Source organism: Pseudomonas citrullilanati (genome assembly GCF_030580855.1).
Classification (GTDB): domain Bacteria; phylum Pseudomonadota; class Gammaproteobacteria; order Pseudomonadales; family Pseudomonadaceae; genus Aquipseudomonas; species Aquipseudomonas citrulli.
Genome location: NZ_JAUQOP010000006.1, coordinates 1 through 20,799 on the forward strand (window position 1 = coordinate 1; position 20,799 = coordinate 20,799).

Sequence of the window (20,799 nt, forward strand, 5' to 3'; positions counted from 1 at the left end):
CCCCCCCCCCCCCCCCCCCCCCCCCCCCCCCCCCCCCCCCCCCCCCCCCCCCCCCCCCCCCCCCCCCCCCCCCCCCCCCCCCCCCCCCCCCCCCCCCCCCCACCCCCCCCCCCCCCCCCCCCCCCCCCCCCCCCCCCCCCCCCCCCCCCCCCCCCCCCCCCCCCACCCACCCCCCCCCCCCCCCCCCCCCCCCCCCCCCACAAGGGGGGTTCGGTCAGGCTGGCCGGGCGCGTCGACGCCGACGGACCAAGCCCAGCACCGCCGCCACCACCAGCACCGCGCCGCCCACTTGCAGCCAACGCTTGTACGGGCGCAGTGCCGAACGGATCGGCTCCAGGGCCTGGGTGACGTAGCGCTTGTTGGCGTTGTGGAATTCCGGCTCCGGGCATTGGTAGCCGAAATTCGCCGCCCACTCCACGTACGGACCGTCCTTCACGTAGCGCTGGTACAGCGCACTCTGCTCTTCGAGGCTCGAGTTGTAGCCGACCGCCTTGCACAACACCGCCGCGAACGCCTGGCTGGTATGGGGCAGGTGATCGGCCGCCTGGCTCGCCAGCGCCGTGGCGACAAAGCGATAGTGGTAGCGCACGTCCGGTTGCGCGGCGCTGGCTTGCTGGCGCTGCACCTCGCCCTCGGCCACCAGCGGCCCGACTTTCAGCTCCACGGGCTCCAGGCTGTAGCTGCCGCCAAGACTGGCGTAATCCGGCGCCATCTCGTACCCGAGCAGCTCCATGCCCCATTGGCGCGCGATTCTGGAGGCATTGTAGTAAGCCTCGGCCTGCCGGGTCGGCCACCATTTGGACTCCGCGTCCTGGCGCGCCTGTCCGTAGGCCCGGGCCTTGTCCTGGAGATCGGCATTGTCGAAATACGCGGGTGCTTCGTCGTAGCGCCCTTCGCGCAACAAGCGTCGTCCCAGCAGGTTGCGCAGGCTGGCGGCGACCGGCAAGGGCACGTAGTTGTCGCGATCCTGTTGGCTCAATGCCGGCGGCGCCGGGACTTGCCCGTCGACGTACTGCTTGAGCTCATCCACCGTCAGCACCCGTTCGGCGACGGCGGCGGCGTCGTACCAGTAATTGCCCTGGCCGCGGTAGAGCTGGTCGAAGGCTTGCAGGTAATCGCCGCGCTGCAAGGCAAGGATTGCGCTTTCACCTTCGACCCGGCACTTGGGCTGCACGGTTTCGTAGTCCCAATCCGGCGTCCGGCGGTTACCCCACGATTCGTCCTTCGGAAAGGCCTGGGCCGCTTTGGCATAGGCCGACGCCGCAGCCACCTTGTCGCCGTCGCGCAGCGCGAGCTTGGCCCGCACCCACCAGGCCAGCCCGGTGTCGGTGGCCTTCTCCACAAAGGCCTTGGCGCTGGCGTAATCGCCGTGCTGGTAACTCACCGCGGCCAAACGGTCGGCATCTTCCAGGTTGTCCCGGGCGTTGGCTTGCAGCAGTTTGACCAAGCGCATCTCACCCGAGGGTTCCTCGCCGTCCCACCAGCCGACGCGGCTGAGCAGGTACGCGGCAGCCAGGCGCTGCACCCCGCGGCCCTTGAGCAACGCCGCCAGTTGCTCGTCCGGCTGCACGTAAAGATCGCCTGCCAATTGCAACAAGGAGCTGTAGCCCACTGGCGAACCTTGCAAGGACTGGCTCGCATACAACCCGATGGCACTCTCCCAGTCGCCAGCGGTGTAGGCCACCCGGGCCTCTTCACCCAGGCTGGCGATACCCAGTTCCAGCGGATCGCTGAAGCCGGCAACGCTCATCTCCCGGGCCTGGCGGAAGGCCGCCCGGGCCTGGTCTTGCAAGACGGCCGGTTCGCCGCTGCCCGCTTCGGTGCTCAGGGCGAACAAGGCGCGTCCCAGGGAGTACGCCGCCCAAGTGCTGCGCAGGGAGCGCTGGTCAGCCGGCAACGCCAACAATTGCTGGAACGCCTCGGCCGCGCGTTGATGTTCGCCGGCGCCGAACGCCGCCGCGCCAATGGCGTATAACCGCAGCTCGGCTGGCAGGTTCGCGGCTTCGCTGGCGATCTGTTCGACATCGCTGAGCGCCCGCAGGCGCTCGACCACCGCTTGTTGCGGTGGTGTCAGGCCAATCCGTTCGGCCTGGTTGCGCTGTTCAACGTAGGAAGACACGTCGTCATAGCTGTAATCCGGGTTGCGGGTCGCCTCCGTGGCCGGCTGGAGCCCGGCAATCGCCTGGCCGAGACGGCTGACCTCGAAGCGAAAGCTGCCTTCAGGCAATTCGGCCAGTGACTGGGCGCGGTTATCCAACAGGCGCATGGGGAACTCCGGCCCGCAAGCCAGCGCCTGGCCCAACGGCAAGCTGAGGCTCAGGCACAGCAGGCGACGGGGCCACTTACGGGTAAACATTGAAACCTCCTTGATCCATTTTTGTGCAGCGTGCCCAGCCAATCGCACGCTGGGCACCGGCGGCCAAGCGGCCTTCCCGAATGCGGGTGAAGGTAAGCAGTCCCGGACTTTGTTGCAACGTGTAACCGGCCAAGGCATCGACGCCGTCACACCCCTCCGCCGCCAACGTCAGGCGCTGGGGCCAGGGGCTGTCGAGATTGCCCTGGTTGACCAGCGCGATATCGTACAGGCCGCCCCGCTCCGCCAGTTGCACGGCCAGTCGGCTGTCCAGGGCATCGCCCCGAGCGACGGCCCCCAGCGTGGTCAGGCTCCAGGCGCGACGATCGCCCGCCAGCGGCAGGCGGAACCAGATTAACCCGGCCAGGTGTTTCGGTGGGTCGGAGCGCAGGCCGGCCGCCAGCCCGGCGACTTGTTGGGGGTCGGCCAACAACTCGCGCCACTCACCGCCACGGTCGATCGGCACCTCGCTTTCCACCACCGGCGCACCGCTTTCGCCGCTGAGCAAGGCCACGCCGTAGGCCGGCAGGGCCAGGTAGAACGGGCGCGTGGTGACGGCACTCCAGCGCTCGGCCCAGCGCCGCGCCTGGTCCGGGTCGAACAGTCCTTGGCGCGGATCGCTCACCGCATGAACCTGCAGCACGCTGCTCTCCACCGCTTCCAACACACCCGCCAGCGAAGGGCTGTCGAGCCAGGCCGGCAGCGCAGTGATGCTCAACCGCAGGCTGGCGGGCAAACGGTGCCGCAATCGGCCAAGGAATTGCCCGTAGGCCGGCAGCCGTGCATTGCCGGCGTCGTGGTCGATCTCCACCCCCACGGGCGCGAGTCCCTGGGCCTGCCAGTCACTGAGCACCTGCTGGATCTGCGCGATCACATCGTCCTGGTCCAGGGATTTGAGCTGGCCGTCCAGGCGAATCACCGCGATCAACGGACGGCCGTCCGCCTTGAGCAAGGCCGGGTCGATCCGCGCCCGGCTCCAACCGGCCCCGGGAAACGCCTGCAACGCCAGCACCCGCAGGGTGGAAAAGTCGCCTCGGCTTTGACTCAGCGCCGGCGCGTGGGCGGGCGTCCATTGGCGTTGCCAGATATACAGCTGTTGGTCGAGAGCCGGGCGCGGGGACTGGTCGCAGCCACCCAGGAGCAACACGCCGAGGGCCAGGGAGAACCGGAAAAGAGAAATCATGAAGCCTTATCGGTCCGGAAAAGACACGTACAGGGGTTGTGGGAGCGCGCCTAAACCTACCTACAGGGTTTGGCGCCATCAAGGCTTGCGCGCAATGATCACCTGACTCTTGGCCACCACCGCGTCCAGCGCCTGCTTGATCTGCGCCCCCCGGGGCGAATTCAGCACCGCCTGCCAAGTGTCGGCCCAATGGTTGAGCAGCGGATGATCGGCGTTGCTGAAATCGACCTTGGCCTCCCAGAACAACAACATCCATAACGACCAGTAGAAACCGTATTGGCTGTGGCTCAACACCTCCAGCCCGGCCTCGCTGACCATCGCCTTGAATTGCGCTTCACTGATGATGCGAATGTGGTTGGGCTTCTGGAAATACTCCGGCGCGGCGATGTCTTTCTGCAGGTCTTCGGAGCTGGGGTGCGGCACGCTCAACAGGTACAAGGCGCCGGGCTGGCCGACCCGTACCAGTTCGGCGAGGAACTGCGCCGGGTCGTCAACGTGCTCGATGACTTCGGTGGAGACCACCCGCGTGGCCGTGGCGTCGGCGATGGGCAACGGGTTGCAGTCGGTCACATGGCACTCGATGCCACGCGCGGGCGTGTCACCCAGGCGCTGGCGGGTGGCCTCCACCTTGGCGGCGTCGATGTCGGCGATGATGATCTTCGCCCCGCGCATCGCGCAGAAATGCACATTGCCGCCATCACCACAGCCGACATCCAGCAGGGTGTCCTCGGCGGTGACGGGAAAGCCCGTGAACAGCTCGCCCGTCTGCTGGTTGAACCAGCCACTGAGCATCGCATCGTGCAGCCCGAGCATGTACGGGTCGACCTTGTCGGCCGCAGGCGCCGCGGGCGCGGGTGTGCCCGTGGTGAGTTTCTTCAAAAGGCTCAGCATGACGGGGCTCCAGAGGCAGGCAGGACGGTTCGGGCGGTGGACAGGCGGTCGACCAGGCGCGCACCGCGGTTACGCATGGGCATTTCGACCAGCCGGTAATTGAGTTCGCTCAACAACCCGATCAGCAGCAAGGCGCAGGCCAGGGCCAGCCACGGATGGCTGGCCGGGTCCGGCGAACCCAACGGGGCGAAGCGAAACCAAAGTTCACGCAGCAGGAAGAACACCGGGATATGGATCAGATAGATGCCGTAGGAACGGCTGCCCACCCAGGTCAGCGCGGTTTTCAGCCGGCTGCGGGGCAGCAGGTAATCCCGGTCGTAGGAAGCCACCCACACCAGCACGGCACTGCACACCGCGATGACCCCTAGACGGTAGAACGACAGATTGAAATGCTCGGTCGCCACCCAGGCCATCACGCCGCCCAGGCCCACGATCAGCAGCACACCCAAGCCGGGCCAGCGCAACCCTTTGGGTTCGAAGCGCCAGTAGCTGGGTTGCAGGCTCCAGATCGACAACAACACGCCAAGCGCGAGGGCATCGGTACGGATCACCGACAGCCACAGCGCCCGCCAGGTGAAGAACTGCACCACTACGACCGCCAGCAGGACCCAGACCAGGTACCGGCGCGAGACGAACACCAACAGCGGCAACACCAGATAGAACTGCTCCTCCAGCGAGAGCGTCCAGTACACGAAGCTAGCCCCATATTCGTAACGCATGAACGCGTCGGCAAAACGCAAGTTGGCAAATTGCAGGAAACCGGCCAGGGTCGCTTGCAGGTTGGCCTGCACGCTGCCGAAGGCGCCGGAACGGTTCAGGAAAAATGTCGCCAGCAGGATCAACAGCAGCCAGAGCCAGGCCGACGGCAGCAGGCGAAAGGCCCGGCGGATCCAGAAGTCCCGGGTGGCGGCCCAGAATTGCCGGGGCCCCTCGCAGCGGCGCAACTGTGGAATCAGGCTGCGACCGATGACGAACCCCGAGATTGCAAAGAACAGGTCCACCCCCCACCACAATTGGAAGCTGTCGGCCAGGGCCGCCAGGCGCGGCCATCCGCCGGGAAACGGCATGCCCTGCAAGTGGTGAAACAGCACGCCCATCACCGCGACGGCGCGCAGCAACTCGATGTCCATGATCCGCTTGCTGCTCATGTGGCACTCCCCGGCAAAAGATCTGGCTTGCGGGCGATGATGACCTGGCTCTTGGGCATGAACCGGTCCAGCACCTGCTTGATCGCCAGGCCATCGGGCTGTGCCAGCAAGCCCTGCCAGACGCCCGCCCAGCGTTCCATCAGCGCGGGGTACGGCGCCTGGATACGATCACGCACGGCCCCTTCGAGGTGGCGGCCCGCTGCCTGCTCGCTGGCCCAGAAGAAAATCATGCCCATGACCCAGAAGAATCCGCTGGCCTGGCGGTGCTCGATCACCAGGCCAGCGTCTTCCACCAACGCGGCAAAGCGTTCGGCGCTGAACACCTGGACATGGTTGGGCGCCTGGAAATAGGCGGCCGGCGCGATCCCCCGCTGCAACTGCTCGCCCACCGGGGCCGGTACGCTGAGCAGGTACTGCGCCCCCGGCCGGCCCATGCGCACCAACTCAGCCATGAACGGCTCCGGCTGCTCGATGTGTTCGAGCACTTCCATGCACACGATCTTGTTCGCACAGCCGTCGGCCAGGGGTAATGGCAAGCTGTTGCTGACCAGCCCGAGGAATGGCGCAGTCGCTTGCGCCTCGACCTGTCGCGCCAGCTCGCGCACCTTGTCCTGCTCGCTGTCGGTAAAGATCACCGACGCCCCCTGGCGCATCGCGAACAGCGTCGCCACGCCTTCGCCGCAGCCCACATCCAGCAAGGTGTCGCCGGCCCCGATGGGGAAGCCCTGGAGCAACTCGCCGGTTTCGGGGCGAAACCAGCCATCGAGCATCGCGTCGTACAGGCCCGCATCACGGGGCGAAACGGCCTGTGGAGGTGGCGACGGGGCTTCGACCGGCGGCCTGAGCCAGGCAAGCATGCGCTGGATCATGGCTGCCCTGCGCTCCGCTGCCGCTGCGCAGCCTGTTGTAAAAATGCCGCCAAACGCTGTTCGGCGTTGGCTTGGCTGCAAAATGTTTCCAGGCTGCGCACGGCGTGGGCCGACATCCGGCGATAACGCTCGGGGTCATTGCGGGCCACGTCATAGCTGGCGCGAAAGGCCGAGCACAGCGAATCCCAATCGGTGACGTAGCGCAGGGTCCGGTAGGCGGCACGCGGATCATGGGGCCAGGCGGTCAGTTCTTCGGTCGACTTCACGACGAAGGCGTTGTCGTGATCGATGTAGTCGGCCATCGCCGTGTTCAGCGGCGCGATCGCGGGCCGCCCGCAGGACATGAACTCCATCAACGGCAGGCACTGCCCTTCGCCGTAGGAACTGTTGACCACATACCGGGTGGCTTCCACCAGCCGCTCGTAGTCAGCGTCGGCCAGGTAGCCGTGGATCAGCACGATGCGGCAGCGGTACGACTGGTTCTTGTACACATGGTGCAGCATGTCGGTCAGCGCCGCGGTGACGTCGTGATGGGTCAGCTTGAGCACGAGGGTCGCATCGGCAACGTCGCGGAACGTGGTGCAGAAGGCGCTGATCATGTCCTTCCAGTTCTTGCGACCGTCGTAGGGGTTGAACACCGAGGTGTAGATCACCCCGTCCAGCAACAACTCGCAGTCCCGGGGCGGGCCGTCCAGCACCAGCGGGGTTCCGGTCTGATGGGCCGGCGGGCCATAGGGCCGCAGGTCGGTGGTCCGGCTGTCGATCAACAAGCCCCGCAGTTGCAGGCGCATGTGATCGACCGTCGGCCGCTGGGCCAGCACCGCGCCACGTGCGGCAAAACGGTCCCACACCGGGGCCGCGATGGCGGCGATCGGGTAATCCGCGCCCATCACCTCGCGCACGGCGTTGACGGTGAAGCTGGAATGGGTGATCGCCATGCCGGTCGCCCCCAGCACCACCCGCCAATCGTGGCGGGGTTCACCCTGCCAACTCTCGGTGGGGATGGTGCTGAATTCCCAGGCGAACACCGGCACCGTCGGGCAGGCATAGTGGGCTGCGGTGCGATGGGGCGGTGAAAACGACAGGAACACGCAGTCTTCGCCGCGAAGCAGGCAATCGGCGTACAGCGCATCGACTTCCTCGTCCGGCCGGGTCACTTCGATCACTCGCCCCAACCGCTCCAGCACCGGGCGGAACTCCTTGAGCACGAAGTAATAGCTGTACTCGGGCTTGCCGAGGTTCTCCAGGATGTTGCTCTGGTTGGTTTCCGAATAAATGATGATCAGCATGCCGCGCCTCCCGCCTGCACCGCGAGCGGCAGCCTGGCGTCGTCATCGGCCACCGCCAGGAAATCCACCAGGCGTTGGCGCACCGGGGCGAAGCCGCAATAGCGACGCATCCGCTCGTTGGCGGCAACGGCCATGGCCTGGTAGGCCTGCGGGTCATTGCGCGCCATGGCGTAGCTCTGCTGGTAGGCGAGTTTCAACGAACCCCAGTCGGGTCGATGGCGCAGGGTGCGATACAAGATGCGTGAATCTTCCGGCCAGATGGTGGGTTCGCGGCTGGACTCGACGACAAAGGCGACCCCCGGGTCGATGTAGTCGCGCATCGCCGTGTGATCCGGCGCGATGGCTGGACGCCCACAGGACATGAACTCCATCAGCGGCAGGCACAAGCCTTCGCAGCGCGAAGCGTTGACGTAGAAGCTCGCCGCGCCGTACAAGCGGGCGAACTGCTCGTCCTCCAGGTAACCGTGCATCACCACCACGCGGCAACTGAACGGCGACAACTGGGACAGCAGCGTCAGCAACTCCACGTAGTAGGTCGACAGGTCGTTCTGGGTCATCTTCAGCACCAGCGTCGCGTCCTCGGCATCGCGCAGGGCCCAGCAGAAGGCGGTGATCAGGTGATGCCAGTTCTTGCGGCCGTCATCGGGATTGAACACGCTGGCATACACCACGCCGCTGACGTGGGTCTCAACGGTCTGGCTAATGTCCGGCAGCAGGGCCTGGGGGTGCTCCGGGGGTGGCGGCGCGGGTATCGGCTCAGGCACCGGCTCCTCTGCCACGGGCACCGGTGGCCCGGGCGGCCCCCTCAGGATCCGGTTGATCGCAACGCGGACCGGCACCGGCACCAGGTCACGGGCCGCTTCGCGATACCAGCAAAGCAGGTTGTGCTTGAGCTGCCACACCGGCCCCTGCTCGCGCCTGTGGGTGAAGATACGCAAGACTTCGCGCAGGTAATGACGGGAGATGAATGCCCGGCGGCGCCATGTCAGGGGCGGTGGTTCAATGGCCGGCACTTGCACCAGCGGCTCGGGCTCGACCACCGGCGGCTCGGGCAGCGGCGCATCGTCTGCTTCGGTAATCGGTGCGATCAAGCCATCGGCCGACAGCCCGAGGACCTGGCTGTCGATGATGCAGCCCTTGATCTGCAAGGTGCTGCCTGGGTTCACGGGCGTGCTCGGGTACTGCTCGCGAACCGCTGCGAAACGCTCCCACAGCGGCGTCGGCAGGACCAGCACCGGAAAGTCTTCGCCCAGCGTCCGACGAACGGCCGCGGCCGTGTGGCTGGACAAGGTAATCACCCGGCCATGGCGCGCCAGCGTGCGGCTCCAGTCATGCCGAAGGTCGTCATCCCAATGCTCGGCCGGGATCGAATCGAACTCCCAGGCAACGACGCAGACCATCGGGCAAAGCAGGTCGACGGGCGCCTTGTGCGGGGGTGAAAAGGAAAGGAACAGGCAATCCTGCCCGGCCTCGTGCAGGGCCCGATACAGCGGGTCGACCTCGGCGACCGAGGCCACCACGTGCACCGTCCCCAGGCTTTCAAGCACGGGACGATAGGCCTTGAGCACGAAGTAGTAGCTGTACTCCGGGCGGCCGAGGCTCTGGCTGATGGAGTGGTCGTTTACGTCCGAGTAAAGAATGAAGTTCATGGCACCCCAAAGGGAGGTCGCCCTCCTGGCTACCTCTTTTCATGACGGTCGAGCCTCGCAGCGAACCGGCCGATGCCGTGTTCTTCGAGACCCTCGCTACCCGTGTCGTTCTTGTTTTTAGTGACCCTCGCCCGGCGGTTCGATCTGCGAACCTGCACCGCAAGGGGTGTCGAGGGGCATTCTAAACACATCCGCCAAGGGTTCGTGAACCGCCCGGCGCGAATAAACCCGCTATAAATACGAGAACTGACCGGTCACGGTTTGCGTTGTTGAAATTGCCGAGAAATTGGCACAAATTGATACCAAACAACTACAACAAACGCTTCTCTTGGCCGATTGTTAAAGGACGTTTCCCCGATCTTACGGAGATTTCCTACTCGATTCGCCCAGGAACGAAGCATCCATCAAAGGGGGTTGGTGCTTGAAAAAACGTCTGTTCGTCACGGGCCTCAGCGGTTTCGTGGGACGTCATATCAAATTACGCCTGGACGCCCCCGATTCGGCCTGGCACGTCATGCCCGTGGCCGCCCGTTACGACCTGACCGACAGCAAGACCCTGGAAGGCCTCTGGCCCGAGATCCCCGACGCGGTGATCCACCTGGCGGGACAGACGTTCGTCCCCGAAGCCTTTCGTGACCCGGCGCGCACCCTGCAGATCAACCTGCTGGGCACCTTGAATCTTCTCCAGGCCCTCAAGGCCCGGGGGTTCACCGGGACGTTCCTGTATGTCAGCTCCGGCGACGTGTATGGCCAGGTCAGCGAAAACCAGTTGCCCATCAGCGAGCTGCAAGCCGCCGCCCCGCGCAACCCTTACGCCGTGAGCAAATTGTCGGCCGAGCTGCTGAGCTTGCAGTGGGGCATGAGCGAAGGCTGGCCGGTGCTGGTGGCCCGGCCGTTCAATCACATCGGCCCCGGCCAGAAGGACAGCTTCGTCATCGCCAGCGCCGCCCGCCAGATCAGCCGGATCAAGCAGGGGCTGCAACCGGCCCGGCTGCAAGTCGGCGACATCGACGTGACCCGCGACTTCCTCGACGTCGGCGATGTGATCTCGGCCTACCTGGCCTTGCTCGACAGCGGCGTGCCCGGGCAGGTCTACAACATCTGCTCGGGGCGCGAGCAGAGCATCCGCAGCCTCATTGAGCAATTGGCCGACATCGCCCAAATCGACGTGCAACTGATCCAGGACCCCGCGCGCATGCGCCGTGCAGAACAGCGTCGGGTCTGTGGCAGCCCCGCCAAGCTGCACCAGGCCACTGGATGGACGCCTGAAACAACAACACAACAATCCCTGCGGGCGATCCTGTCCGACTGGGAGGGACGGGTACGAGAAGAATGAAAAGTGCATTGATCACAGGGATCACCGGCCAGGATGGCGCGTATCTGGCCAAGTTGCTGCTCGACAAGGGTTACAGGGTCCACGGGCTGGTGGCACGGCGAAGCAGCGATTCGCGCTGGCGACTGCGCGAGACCGGCATCGAACAGGACATCGTTTACCTGGACGGCGACATGGCCGATGCCTGCTCGGTGCAGCGGGCCGTGATCAAGTCGGCGCCGGACGAGGTGTACAACCTCGCCGCGCAAAGTTTCGTCGCGGCCTCCTGGGACCAGCCGGTGACCACCGGTATCGTCGACGGGCTGGGGGTGACCCACCTGCTCGAAGCCATTCGCCAGTTCAGCCCCCATACCCGTTTCTACCAGGCCTCCACCAGCGAGATGTTCGGCCTGATCCAGGCCGAGCAACAGGATGAACACACGCCGTTCTACCCCCGCAGCCCCTATGGCGTGGCGAAGCTGTACGGCCACTGGATCACCGTCAACTACCGTGAGAGCTTCGGCCTGCACGCCAGCAGCGGGATCCTCTTCAACCACGAATCGCCCCTGCGCGGTATCGAGTTCGTGACCCGCAAGGTCACCGACGCCGCGGCCCGCATCAAGCAGGGCAAGCAGCAGGAGCTGCGCCTGGGCAATATCGACGCCAAGCGTGACTGGGGCTTCGCCGGCGACTACGTCGAGGCCATGTGGCTGATGCTGCAGCAAGACAAGCCGGACGACTACGTGGTGGCCACCGGCGTGACCACCACCGTGCGGGAAATGTGCAGGATCGCCTTCGAGCACGTCGACCTGGACTACCGGGACTTCGTGAAGATCGACCCGGCATTTTTCCGTCCGGCCGAAGTCGAAGTGTTGCTCGGCAACCCGGCCAAGGCCCAGAGAGTGCTGGGCTGGAAGCCCAGGACCGACCTCGACACCCTGATCCGCATGATGATGGATGCGGACATGAAACGCGTCGCCAAGGAGTAGGCCATGCTCATTCCCGTGATTCTCTCCGGCGGTGCCGGGACGAGGTTGTGGCCGGTGTCCCGCGAGGGCCATCCGAAACCCTTCATGGCCTTGCCCGACGGCCAGTCGTTGCTGGGCAAGACCTACCGCCGCGCCGCGGGATTGTTCGATGGCCGGGGCGACATCGTCACCGTCACCAATCGCGAGTATTACTTCCAGAGCCGCGACCATTACCAGAACGCCCACCTGGAGCGTCATCGCGGTCATTTCGTCCTTGAACCGACGGGCCGCAACACCGCACCGGCGATCGCCGCCGCCGCCCTCGCCGTGCAGGCCCTGCACGGTGACGAGGCGATCCTGGTGGTGATGCCCGCCGACCACCTGATCCAGAACGAGGCCGCCTTCAAGGCGTCCGTGGAACACGCGGTGGAGCTGGCCAAGCGCGGCCACCTGGTGACCTTCGGCGTACTGCCGACCACCCCGGAGACCGGCTTCGGCTACATCGAACGGGGCAAACCGCTGGACACCCGGGGCGCCGCCAAGGTCATGCGCTTCGTCGAAAAGCCCGACTTGCAGACCGCCACCCACTACCTGGAAAGCGGCCGGTTCCTGTGGAATTCGGGCATGTTCTGCTTTTCGGCCAAGACCCTGCTGGCGGAGTTGCACACCCACGCCCCCGAGCTGCTGGAGCAGGCCCGCGCCTGCATCGCCGCGAGCACGGCCGTGGAGACCTCGGGGTGCGTGCAACACGAATTGTCCGCCGAACAGTTCGCCACCATGCCGGACATCTCCATCGACTACGCCCTCATGGAGCGCTCCGCCAACGTGGTGGTGATCCCGGCGGCCTTCGATTGGAGCGACATCGGTTCCTGGACCGCCGTCGCCGGCCTGGTACCGGCCGATGCGCAGGACAATCGCGCCACGGGCGAGGCCCTGTTCATGGACAGCCAGCGCAACTTCGTCCAGAGCGACGGGCGGTTGGTGGCCGCCCTGGGCGTGGAAGACCTGATCATCATCGACACCGCCGACGCCGTGCTGGTGGCCCATGCCGACCGCGCCCAGGATGTGCGGCGTGTGGCCCGGCAGCTCAAGGACAAGGCCCACGAAGCCTATCGCCTGCACCGAACCGTCAGCCGGCCCTGGGGCAGCTACACCGTGCTCGAGGAAGGCCCGCGCTTCAAGATCAAGCGCATCGTGGTCAAGCCGGGCGCGTCGCTGTCGCTGCAGATGCACCATCACCGCAACGAACACTGGGTGGTGGTCGAAGGCATGGCCAAGGTCACCAACAACGGCTCCGGTTCGCACCTGGTGGCCAAGAACGAATCGACCTTCATTCCCGCCGGCCACAAGCATCGCCTGGAAAACCCCGGCGTCATCGACCTGGTCATCATCGAAGTGCAGAGCGGCGAATACCTGGGAGAAGATGACATCGTGCGCTTCGAGGATCACTACGGCAGGGCCGGCTGATGTTACTGACCCTGCAACGCACCCTGTGGAGCTACCGCGGCTTCGTCCTGGGCAGCGTCAAGCGCGAGTTCCAGGCGCGCTATCGCAACTCGCTGTTCGGCGCGCTGTGGACGGTGCTCAATCCGTTGTCGATGATCCTGGTCTACACGGTGATTTTTTCCCACATCATGCGCGCCCGCCTGCCGGGGGTGGAAGATGGCATGGCCTACAGCGTTTACCTCTGCGCGGGGTTGCTGACCTGGGGGTTCTTCGCCGAGATCACCACCCGCAGCCAGGGCATGTTCCTGGAAAACGCCAATCTGTTGAAGAAAATCAGCTTCCCCCGGATCTGCCTCCCGGTGATCGTGCTGTTCAACGCCGGGATCAACTTCGCGATCATCCTCGGGCTGTTCCTCGGGTTCCTGCTGATCACCGGGCGCTGGCCAGGCCTGAGCTTGCTGGCGCTGATACCGTTGCTGGCCCTGCAGGTGATGTTTGCCGCGGGGCTGGGCATGCTCCTGGGGATTCTCAACGTGTTTTTCCGTGATGTCGGGCAACTGTTCGGCATCTGCCTGCAGTTCTGGTTCTGGCTCACGCCGATTGTCTACCCGATCACCATCCTGCCGCCGTCGGTCCAGCCCTGGCTGGCCCTCAACCCCATGACCGCCCTGATGCAGAGCTACCAGAACCTGTTCCTCTACAACCAGTGGCCGGACTGGGGTTCGCTGCTGCCGTTGCTGGTCGTCGGCCTGCTGTTGTGCGCCACCGGCTTGCGCCTGTTTCGTACGCGCGGCGGTGAAATGGTGGACGAACTCTGATGGGACATCTACGCGTCAGTGGCCTGGGCAAGGCCTACAAGCACTATCCGAATCGCTGGAGCCGGCTGTTCGAATGGCTGGTCCCCTTCTCGCGCCAGCGCCATCAGTTGCACTGGATCCTGCAAGGGGTGGACTTCGAGATCCAGCCCGGCGAGGCCGTCGGCATCGTCGGGGTCAATGGGGCCGGTAAAAGCACGTTGCTGAAGATGATCACCGGCACCACCCAGCCCACCTGCGGCCAGGTACAGCTGCGCGGCCGCGTCGCCGCGTTGCTGGAGCTGGGCATGGGCTTCCACCCGGACTTCACCGGCCGCCAGAACGCATTCATGGCCGGCCAGTTGCTGGGCATGCAGGTCGAGGAGATCCAGGCACTGATGCCCGAGATCGAAGGGTTCGCCGAAATCGGCGAGGCCATCGATCAACCGGTGCGCACCTATTCCAGCGGCATGCAGATGCGCCTGGCCTTCAGCGTCGCGACGGCCCGGCGCCCGGACATCCTGATCGTCGACGAGGCGCTGTCGGTGGGCGATGCCTATTTCCAGCACAAGAGCTTCGAGCGCATCCGCAACTTCCGCAAGGCCGGCACCACGCTGCTGATCGTGTCCCATGACCGCTCGGCGATCCAGTCGATCTGCGACAGCGCCATCCTGCTCGAACACGGGCGCATGGCCATGCACGGCAAGCCCGAAGAAGTGATGGACTACTACAACGCCATGCTGGCCCAGCGCGAAGGCCAGGTGGTGCGCCAGGAAATGCTCGCCAACGGCCAGGTGCGGACCATTTCCGGCACCGGCGAGGCCGGCATCCTCGATGTGCAACTGCTCGATAGCCAGGGCCAGCCGGTCGAAGTGGCCGAGATCGGCCAGCCGATGGTGCTGCAGGTCCGGGTCGAGATTCGCCAGGACATCGAGCGCCTGGTGCTGGGCTTTCTGATCAAGGATCGCCTCGGCCAACCCATGTACGGGATCAACACCCACCGCCAGGACAAGGCCGTGACCGACCTCAAGGCCGGCGAACAGATCACCTTCCGCTTCGCTTTCGACATGCGCCTGGGCAAGGGGAACTACTCCGTCGCGCTGAGCCTGTCGCGGCTGGATTCGCACCTGGACCGCAATTTCGAATGGCGCGACTACGGGTTGGTGTTCCACGTGATCAATAACCGCCAGGAAGACTTCGTCGGCTGCTCCTGGCTCCAGGCCCGGACCAGCATCCAGCGCTCGGGCCAACCGGCCGTCGAAGCGTTGGCGCACAAGCAAAAGGAGTTGCCATGACCCGCCTGCTGGTGGAATGCACCTATGTGTTCGAGCACCCGGAAGTCAATTCGGGCATCCAGCGAGTGGTGCGCAATGTCATCCGCGAGCTGCCGGCCCGCGATGGCGAGCGTGAATGCATTCCCGTGGTCATGGTGCAAGGCAAGCTGTACGAAGTGAAAAGCCTGGCGCCGCTGTCGACGAAAAAATTGGACCTGGCCAGCCTGCGCATCCGCTGGGAGCAAATGGCCAACCGGTTCTGGTTCTGGCACCGGACGTTGGCACGGCAGTGGCCCTTCAAACGATCGGTATGGGCGCATCGGCTCCTGTATGTAGGCTGTCGACTGTTCGCCTTCGGCTGCCTGAGCATTCCGATCCGCTTGCTCGACCGCGCCCTCAAGGGCACGGAACTGCCACAGCGTTGTGTGCCGCTGGAGCACCGGCCCGGCGATCAACTGGTGTTGCTCGATTCCTCCTGGCATTCGGACATCTTCCCCCTGGCCGAACAGCTCAAGCGCGAAGGCGTGGGCATCGTGTCGGTCATCTACGACCTGATCCCGCTGACCCACCCCCAGTTCTGCGATGCCGGGCTGGTCAAGGTGTTCAACCACTGGTTCGACTGGATCGCCCGGACCGCCGACGGCTACATCACCATCTCCAGCACCATCCGCGACCAGGTTCGCCAGGAAATGGTCCGGCGCGTGGGCGAACAGCAGGTCAGCGCGCGCTGGTTCGACTATTTCTACCTGGGCAGCGAGCTGGACCTGGCCGATCCGAACCGCGCCATCGATCGGGGTCTGCTGCAGATGTTCAAGCAGCCCGAACCCGTGTTCCTGATGGTCAGCACCATCGAACCACGGAAAAACCACACCTACCTGCTCGATGCCTTCGAGCGCGCCTGGGCGGCCGGTTCAGGGGCGCGGTTATGCATCGTCGGGAAAATCGGCTGGAAATGCGAGGCGCTGATCGAGCGCATCGAGCGCCACCCGCAACTGGGCAAGCGCCTGTTCATGTTCAACAGCCTCTCGGACCAAAGCCTGGAGCACGCCTACCGACACGCCACGGCGCTCGTGTTCCCGTCCCACGTGGAGGGTTTCGGCCTGCCCTTGGTGGAGGCCATGCAGCGCGGTTTACCGGCCATGGGCAGCGACATCGAGGTGTTCCGCGAAATCGGTGGCGAGTTCATGGCCTATTTCGACCTTGGCGACCCGCAAAGCCTGGCGGACCTGGTCACCGGCCTGGAACGCAGCGGGCAGTTCCCGGCCAGGCGACCCCTCGACCAATGGCAATGGCTGAGCTGGCGCCAGGCCAGCGAGCAACTGGTGGAGCGCATCGGGCAGCACGTCGGGGCCAAGGCCCCGGACCGGGAAGCCGTATGCGGATAGCCCTCAACGCCCGGATCCTCCAGGCGCCACGCACCGGCATCGGCCACTACGTGGCGGAGCTGGCCACCGCCCTGGCCCGGGAGCCGGACGTGCAATTGTCGTTGTTCCACGGCTGGGGCTGGAGCCCGCGGTTGCCTGAGGCGGCCATGCCGGGCTATTCGCGCCTGAGCCCCTGGCTGCGGCAGGTGCCGGGCGCCTATCAGGCACGGCGCTGGCTGGAACAGAAACGCTTCGATCGGGGCCGCTCCCAGGCCATCGACCTGTATCACGAACCCAGCGTGTGGCCGTTGTCCTTCGACGGTCCGACCGTGATGACCCTGCATGACTTCGCCCACCTGCGCTACCCCGAGACGCAACCGGCGGCGCGCCTGAAAGAAATCGAACGACGGTTGGCGCGGGCGGTGGAACAGTCGCAACTGATCATGACCGTGTCGCAGTTCACCGCCGATGAAGCCCAACGGCACTTCGGCCTGCCTGCCGAACGCCTGCGAGTCGCGCCGCTGGGGGCAGCGACGCGTTTCCATCCGCGCGAGCCCGAAGCCCTCGACGAAGTGCTCAAGGCCCATGGCGTGGAAGCGGGTCGGTATTTTCTCTGTGTCGGCACCCTGGAGCCCCGCAAGAACCTGTCACTGGCCCTTCGCGCTCACGCCGGATTGCCCGAGTCTATCCGTCAGGCCTTTCCTCTGCTGATTGTAGGAATGGGCGGATGGCAACAGGCGCAGCTCAACGAAGAGTTGCGCAAGGCCCTGGCTGACGGGCATGTTTGTCTGACCGGGTACCTGCCGGACGAGCAGGTCGCCCAACTGCTGGCCGGTGCACGCGCACTGATCTTCCCTTCCCTCTACGAGGGCTTTGGCTTGCCAGTGCTCGAGGCGATGGCCAGTGGTACCCCGGTGATTACCACCCGCTGCTCGGCGATGCCCGAGGTGGCCGGGCCGGCCGGCAACTATTGCGAACCGGACGACCACCAGGGTGTGCGCGAAGCCATGCTCCGGTTGATGGAAGACCGGCAGCACTGGCAAGCCTGCCGGACAGCGGGATTGCAACAAGCGGCGCTGTTTTCCTGGGAGCGCTGCGCCAAGGTGACCGCGGGCGCGTATCGCCAGGTCCTGGGAGGTTGAATGCGAGTCCTGCACTTTTACAAAACCTATCTGCCTGAATCCATGGGTGGCATCGAACAGGTCATTTTCCAACTGTGCGACAGCACCGACCGGCTCGGCATCAACAACACCGTGCTGTCCCTGAGCAGGGAGCCCGCCCCCGAGCCCATCCGGATCCGACAACATGACGTTCATCAGGCCCGACTGGATTTCCAACTGGCTTCCACCGGTTTTTCCTACAGTGTCTTCAAGAAATTTCGCGAACTCGCCGCTGAAGCGGACGTGATCAATTACCACTTCCCCTGGCCGTTCATGGACCTGGTGCATTTCTTCAGCGCCGTGAAAAAACCCTATGTCGTCACCTACCACTCCGACATCGTCCGCCAGCGCCACCTGCTCAAGCTCTACAAGCCGCTGATGCAACGTTTCCTGGACGGCGCCGACCGCATCGTCGCGGCGTCGCCGAACTACGTGCATACCAGCGACGTGCTCAAGGACTACCCGGACAAAACCCGGGTCATCACCTATGGCCTCAACAAGAGCAGTTATCCACAACCTGATGCCGGACGCATGGCAGGCTGGAGGGCCAGGCTGGGCGAGCGCTTCTTCCTGTTCGTCGGGGTGATGCGCTATTACAAGGGCCTGCACATCCTGCTAGACGCCCTCAAGGGCGTGGATTATCCCGTGGTGATCATGGGGGCCGGCCCGCTGGAAAAAGCGCTGCATGCCCAGGCTGCGGCGTTGGGCCTGCGCAACCTGCATTTTCTCGGGCGCCTGGGGGACGAGGACAAAGTCGCGCTGCTGGAACTGAGCTATGCCATCGTGTTCCCCTCGCACCTGCGCTCCGAAGCCTTCGGTATCTCCCTGCTCGAAGGCGCGATGTTCGGCAAGCCGATGATCTCCAGTGAAATCGGCACCGGCACCAGCTACATCAATGTCCACCAGGAAACCGGTCTGGTGGTGCCCCCGAGCAACCCCGAAGCTTTTCGCGAGGCAATGCGCACCCTCTGGGAAAACCCGGCACAAGCCCAGGCAATGGGGGCCAGGGCCGAAACCCGTTACCGACAGTTGTTCACGTCTGAAGAGATGGGCCGCAAGTGGGTGCGGCTATATGAGGAACTGCTGGAGGAAAAGGCGCTTTCTTATGCATAGGCCTACTACTGGAACGATGCATTCGCTGTGGTGGAGGATCTATCTCTGCTGTGTGGGAGCAAAGCTTGCTCGCGAAACAGACGCCTCGATCTTTGAAAGACCGCAGTGCCTTCATCGCGGGCAAGCCTTGCTCCCACAGTGAAGATAACCCCACCTCGCCATCGGGTTCCGCTTCAGGGATGCTTTTGCAACCCGACAACCGTACGCGGCATGCCCACGAACCCGGGCAACGCCTCGATCCGCGCCAGCCACGCCCGCACGTTGGGATAATCCTCCAGCGACACGTTGCCTTCCGGCGCATGGGCGATGTAGGTGTAGCCGGCGATGTCGGCGACGGTCGGGGCGTCCCCGGCCAGATAGGGGCTCTGGCCCAGTTCCTGGTCCACGACCTTGAGCAGGTTGTGGGAACGGGCAATCACGTCCTCGGCGTTGTAGGCCGCACCGAACACCGTGATCAACCGTGCCGTGGCCGGCCCGGCATGGATCGGGCCAGCCGCCGCCGACAGCCAGCGCTGTACCCGCGCGGCGCCAATCGGGTCGGTCGGCATCCAGCGGCCCTGGCCGTACTTGTGCGCCAGGTACACCAGGATGGCGTTGGAGTCCGCCAGCACCACACCGTCATCGTCGATGACCGGCACCTGGCCAAACGAGTTGATCGCGAGGAATTCGGGCTTCTTGTGCGCTCCCTTGGCCAGATCGACGAACACCACCTCGACGGGCAGCTCAAGCAACGACAACATCAGTTGAACGCGGTGGGAATGGCCGGAAAGCGGGAAGTGGTAGTGCTTGATGGGTTTCATGGTCGACTCCGCTGAGGTGGACGCCATCATCGGAACGGCGTCGATGGGGTCATCCTGCGCTTCAATCGAAAACCAGGGAATCACCCGCAAACGCAATCCATTATTTCAGCTGTGGAAATAATGCCTCAGCCGCCCAAGGCTGGGCGTTGGCGCAATGCACTGACGGTGAAGTCGACAAAACTGCGCACCCGCGCCGGCGCGTTGCGCCCGCCCTGGTACACCACATGGATCGGCAGCGGGGGCAGTTCGAAATCAGCCAGGACAATCTCCAACTCACCGGCCGCCACAAGGTCGGCGACCTGGTAAGACAGGACCCGGGTCATCCCCAGGCCCAGGCACGCCGCATTGATCGCGGCCTGGTTGGCCGTCACCACCAGTCGCGGCGCCAGCCGGACGACCAACGGCTGGTCGGCATCGACGAAGGTCCAGCTGCGGTTCTGGTTGATGGCCGAGGACGACACGACCGGCATCCGCTCCAGCTCGTCTGGGTGCCCGGGACGACCATGGCGGGCGAAAAAATCCGGCGAACCGCACACCACCCGTCGCACCTCGCCCACGCGGACGGCGTGCTGGTTGCTGTCCGGCAACTCACCGATGCGCACCGCAACGTCGATGCCCTCCTCGACCATGTTGACGTTGCGATCCAGCAGCAAGGCGTTGATGCAGACCTCGGGAAACTGTTGCAGGTAATCGACCAGCAACGGCGTGACGAACGACTGGCCGAACAACACCGGCGCGGTGATCGTCAGTTGCCCGCGAGGCTGGACGTGACTCCCCGCCGCCGAATCTTCGGCTTCCTGCAGATCGTTCAGGATCCGCCGGCAGTCTTCCAGGAAGCGCAGGCCCGCTTCGCTCAGGTAGACATTGCGGGTGGTGCGTACCAACAGCGGCGTGCCGATGCGCTGCTCCAACGCCGCCACCGCACGGGTGACACTGGCCGCCGACAGGCCGAGCCGGCGCGAGGCTGCGGAAAACCCTGACTCCAGCGCCACGGCGACAAACACCTGCATTTCCTGAAACCTGTCCATCCCGTCCCCCGATGAGAAATCCTGATACAAGTTTTCCAGCCAGCCCCAAACCGCGCTACGCGGCGAGTGTAGAGGCCCGGGCCAGTGAACCACAGCGTAGCGCAGCCGGACACCGGGACATTGGGCCGGTCGTTGGCCGGCAGGCTTGGTACCATCGC

At 65.0% G+C, this 20,799-nt stretch carries 17 protein-coding genes; 8 read left to right on the forward strand and 9 right to left on the reverse strand.

Annotated elements, in window-relative coordinates; all coding sequences use genetic code 11:
- Positions 1–214: 214 nt before the first annotated feature.
- The 7 genes from Q6A48_RS06520 to Q6A48_RS06550 all read right to left on the reverse strand — a co-directional run bounded on the left by Q6A48_RS06520 (position 215) and on the right by Q6A48_RS06550 (position 9,382).
- Positions 215–2,356, reverse strand: coding sequence for a hypothetical protein (locus Q6A48_RS06520; RefSeq protein WP_304552796.1), 2,142 nt, complete (start codon positions 2,354–2,356; stop codon positions 215–217).
- Positions 2,343–3,536 (reverse strand): DUF3142 domain-containing protein, encoded by a 1,194-nt coding sequence (locus Q6A48_RS06525; RefSeq protein ID WP_304552798.1) that lies wholly within the window; start codon positions 3,534–3,536, stop codon positions 2,343–2,345. The genes Q6A48_RS06520 and Q6A48_RS06525 overlap by 14 nt, the downstream gene beginning before the upstream one ends.
- 78 nt (positions 3,537–3,614) lie before the next feature.
- Positions 3,615–4,427, reverse strand: coding sequence for a class I SAM-dependent methyltransferase (locus tag Q6A48_RS06530; protein ID WP_304552800.1), 813 nt, complete (start codon positions 4,425–4,427; stop codon positions 3,615–3,617).
- A complete protein-coding gene (locus Q6A48_RS06535; protein ID WP_304552802.1) occupies positions 4,421–5,575 on the reverse strand; it encodes an acyltransferase family protein in 1,155 nt (384 codons plus the stop codon). The genes Q6A48_RS06530 and Q6A48_RS06535 overlap by 7 nt, the downstream gene beginning before the upstream one ends.
- Positions 5,572–6,432: a class I SAM-dependent methyltransferase gene (locus Q6A48_RS06540; RefSeq protein WP_304552803.1), complete on the reverse strand. Its 861-nt coding sequence runs from the start codon at positions 6,430–6,432 to the stop codon at positions 5,572–5,574. Before Q6A48_RS06540 ends, Q6A48_RS06535 begins: the two co-directional genes overlap by 4 nt.
- Before the next feature lie 8 nt (positions 6,433–6,440).
- The gene (locus Q6A48_RS06545) at positions 6,441–7,733 is read right to left on the reverse strand and encodes a glycosyltransferase (RefSeq protein WP_304552804.1); all 1,293 of its coding nucleotides are present in this window, start codon (positions 7,731–7,733) and stop codon (positions 6,441–6,443) included.
- Positions 7,727–9,382, reverse strand: coding sequence for a glycosyltransferase (locus Q6A48_RS06550; protein WP_304552805.1), 1,656 nt, complete (start codon positions 9,380–9,382; stop codon positions 7,727–7,729). Before Q6A48_RS06550 ends, Q6A48_RS06545 begins: the two co-directional genes overlap by 7 nt.
- A gap of 421 nt (positions 9,383–9,803) precedes the next feature.
- On the opposite strand from Q6A48_RS06550, the gene Q6A48_RS06555 reads away from it, so the two are divergent.
- From Q6A48_RS06555 to Q6A48_RS06590, 8 genes are read left to right on the forward strand one after another with little or no spacing between them, the layout of a single operon-like run.
- A complete protein-coding gene (locus tag Q6A48_RS06555; RefSeq protein ID WP_304552806.1) occupies positions 9,804–10,718 on the forward strand; it encodes a GDP-mannose 4,6-dehydratase in 915 nt (304 codons plus the stop codon).
- Positions 10,715–11,683 carry a GDP-mannose 4,6-dehydratase gene (gmd, locus tag Q6A48_RS06560; protein WP_042731396.1) on the forward strand — a complete coding sequence of 323 codons (969 nt, stop codon included), beginning with the start codon at positions 10,715–10,717 and terminating at the stop codon, positions 11,681–11,683. Before Q6A48_RS06555 ends, gmd begins: the two co-directional genes overlap by 4 nt.
- A 3-nt stretch (positions 11,684–11,686) precedes the next feature.
- Positions 11,687–13,129, forward strand: coding sequence for a mannose-1-phosphate guanylyltransferase/mannose-6-phosphate isomerase (locus Q6A48_RS06565; protein WP_304552808.1), 1,443 nt, complete (start codon positions 11,687–11,689; stop codon positions 13,127–13,129).
- A complete protein-coding gene (locus Q6A48_RS06570; protein ID WP_304552810.1) occupies positions 13,129–13,926 on the forward strand; it encodes an ABC transporter permease in 798 nt (265 codons plus the stop codon). Before Q6A48_RS06565 ends, Q6A48_RS06570 begins: the two co-directional genes overlap by 1 nt.
- Positions 13,926–15,197, forward strand: a complete 1,272-nt coding sequence (locus Q6A48_RS06575) for an ABC transporter ATP-binding protein (RefSeq protein WP_304552811.1) — start codon at positions 13,926–13,928, stop codon at positions 15,195–15,197. Before Q6A48_RS06570 ends, Q6A48_RS06575 begins: the two co-directional genes overlap by 1 nt.
- Positions 15,194–16,561: a glycosyltransferase family 4 protein gene (locus Q6A48_RS06580; protein WP_304552812.1), complete on the forward strand. Its 1,368-nt coding sequence runs from the start codon at positions 15,194–15,196 to the stop codon at positions 16,559–16,561. The genes Q6A48_RS06575 and Q6A48_RS06580 overlap by 4 nt, the downstream gene beginning before the upstream one ends.
- A complete protein-coding gene (locus tag Q6A48_RS06585) occupies positions 16,552–17,682 on the forward strand; it encodes a glycosyltransferase family 4 protein (protein ID WP_304552813.1) in 1,131 nt (376 codons plus the stop codon). Before Q6A48_RS06580 ends, Q6A48_RS06585 begins: the two co-directional genes overlap by 10 nt.
- Positions 17,683–18,813 carry a glycosyltransferase family 4 protein gene (locus tag Q6A48_RS06590; RefSeq protein WP_304552815.1) on the forward strand — a complete coding sequence of 377 codons (1,131 nt, stop codon included), beginning with the start codon at positions 17,683–17,685 and terminating at the stop codon, positions 18,811–18,813.
- Between the two features lie 173 nt (positions 18,814–18,986).
- Here the strand turns inward: Q6A48_RS06590 and Q6A48_RS06595 are convergent, their stop codons facing one another.
- Positions 18,987–19,613: a glutathione S-transferase family protein gene (locus Q6A48_RS06595; protein WP_304552816.1), complete on the reverse strand. Its 627-nt coding sequence runs from the start codon at positions 19,611–19,613 to the stop codon at positions 18,987–18,989.
- Between the two features lie 125 nt (positions 19,614–19,738).
- The gene (locus Q6A48_RS06600) at positions 19,739–20,641 is read right to left on the reverse strand and encodes a LysR family transcriptional regulator (RefSeq protein WP_304552817.1); all 903 of its coding nucleotides are present in this window, start codon (positions 20,639–20,641) and stop codon (positions 19,739–19,741) included.
- Positions 20,642–20,799: the final 158 nt, after the last annotated feature.

What these genes read in the sequence shown, in the direction of transcription:
- Q6A48_RS06565 (WP_304552808.1), top strand. Translation starts at nt 11,687, where the DNA reads ATGCTCATTCCCGTGATTCTCTCCGGCGGTGCCGGGACGAGGTTGTGG.
- Q6A48_RS06585 (WP_304552813.1), top strand. Translation starts at nt 16,552, where the DNA reads ATGCGGATAGCCCTCAACGCCCGGATCCTCCAGGCGCCACGCACCGGC.
- Q6A48_RS06590 (WP_304552815.1), top strand. Translation starts at nt 17,683, where the DNA reads ATGCGAGTCCTGCACTTTTACAAAACCTATCTGCCTGAATCCATGGGT.
- Q6A48_RS06530 (WP_304552800.1), bottom strand. Translation starts at nt 4,427, where the DNA reads ATGCTGAGCCTTTTGAAGAAACTCACCACGGGCACACCCGCGCCCGCG.
- Q6A48_RS06575 (WP_304552811.1), top strand. Translation starts at nt 13,926, where the DNA reads ATGGGACATCTACGCGTCAGTGGCCTGGGCAAGGCCTACAAGCACTAT.
- Q6A48_RS06600 (WP_304552817.1), bottom strand. Translation starts at nt 20,641, where the DNA reads ATGGACAGGTTTCAGGAAATGCAGGTGTTTGTCGCCGTGGCGCTGGAG.
- Q6A48_RS06550 (WP_304552805.1), bottom strand. Translation starts at nt 9,382, where the DNA reads ATGAACTTCATTCTTTACTCGGACGTAAACGACCACTCCATCAGCCAG.
- gmd (WP_042731396.1), top strand. Translation starts at nt 10,715, where the DNA reads ATGAAAAGTGCATTGATCACAGGGATCACCGGCCAGGATGGCGCGTAT.
- Q6A48_RS06520 (WP_304552796.1), bottom strand. Translation starts at nt 2,356, where the DNA reads ATGTTTACCCGTAAGTGGCCCCGTCGCCTGCTGTGCCTGAGCCTCAGC.
- Q6A48_RS06525 (WP_304552798.1), bottom strand. Translation starts at nt 3,536, where the DNA reads ATGATTTCTCTTTTCCGGTTCTCCCTGGCCCTCGGCGTGTTGCTCCTG.
- Q6A48_RS06545 (WP_304552804.1), bottom strand. Translation starts at nt 7,733, where the DNA reads ATGCTGATCATCATTTATTCGGAAACCAACCAGAGCAACATCCTGGAG.
- Q6A48_RS06570 (WP_304552810.1), top strand. Translation starts at nt 13,129, where the DNA reads ATGTTACTGACCCTGCAACGCACCCTGTGGAGCTACCGCGGCTTCGTC.
- Q6A48_RS06580 (WP_304552812.1), top strand. Translation starts at nt 15,194, where the DNA reads ATGACCCGCCTGCTGGTGGAATGCACCTATGTGTTCGAGCACCCGGAA.
- Q6A48_RS06535 (WP_304552802.1), bottom strand. Translation starts at nt 5,575, where the DNA reads ATGAGCAGCAAGCGGATCATGGACATCGAGTTGCTGCGCGCCGTCGCG.
- Q6A48_RS06595 (WP_304552816.1), bottom strand. Translation starts at nt 19,613, where the DNA reads ATGAAACCCATCAAGCACTACCACTTCCCGCTTTCCGGCCATTCCCAC.
- Q6A48_RS06540 (WP_304552803.1), bottom strand. Translation starts at nt 6,432, where the DNA reads ATGCTTGCCTGGCTCAGGCCGCCGGTCGAAGCCCCGTCGCCACCTCCA.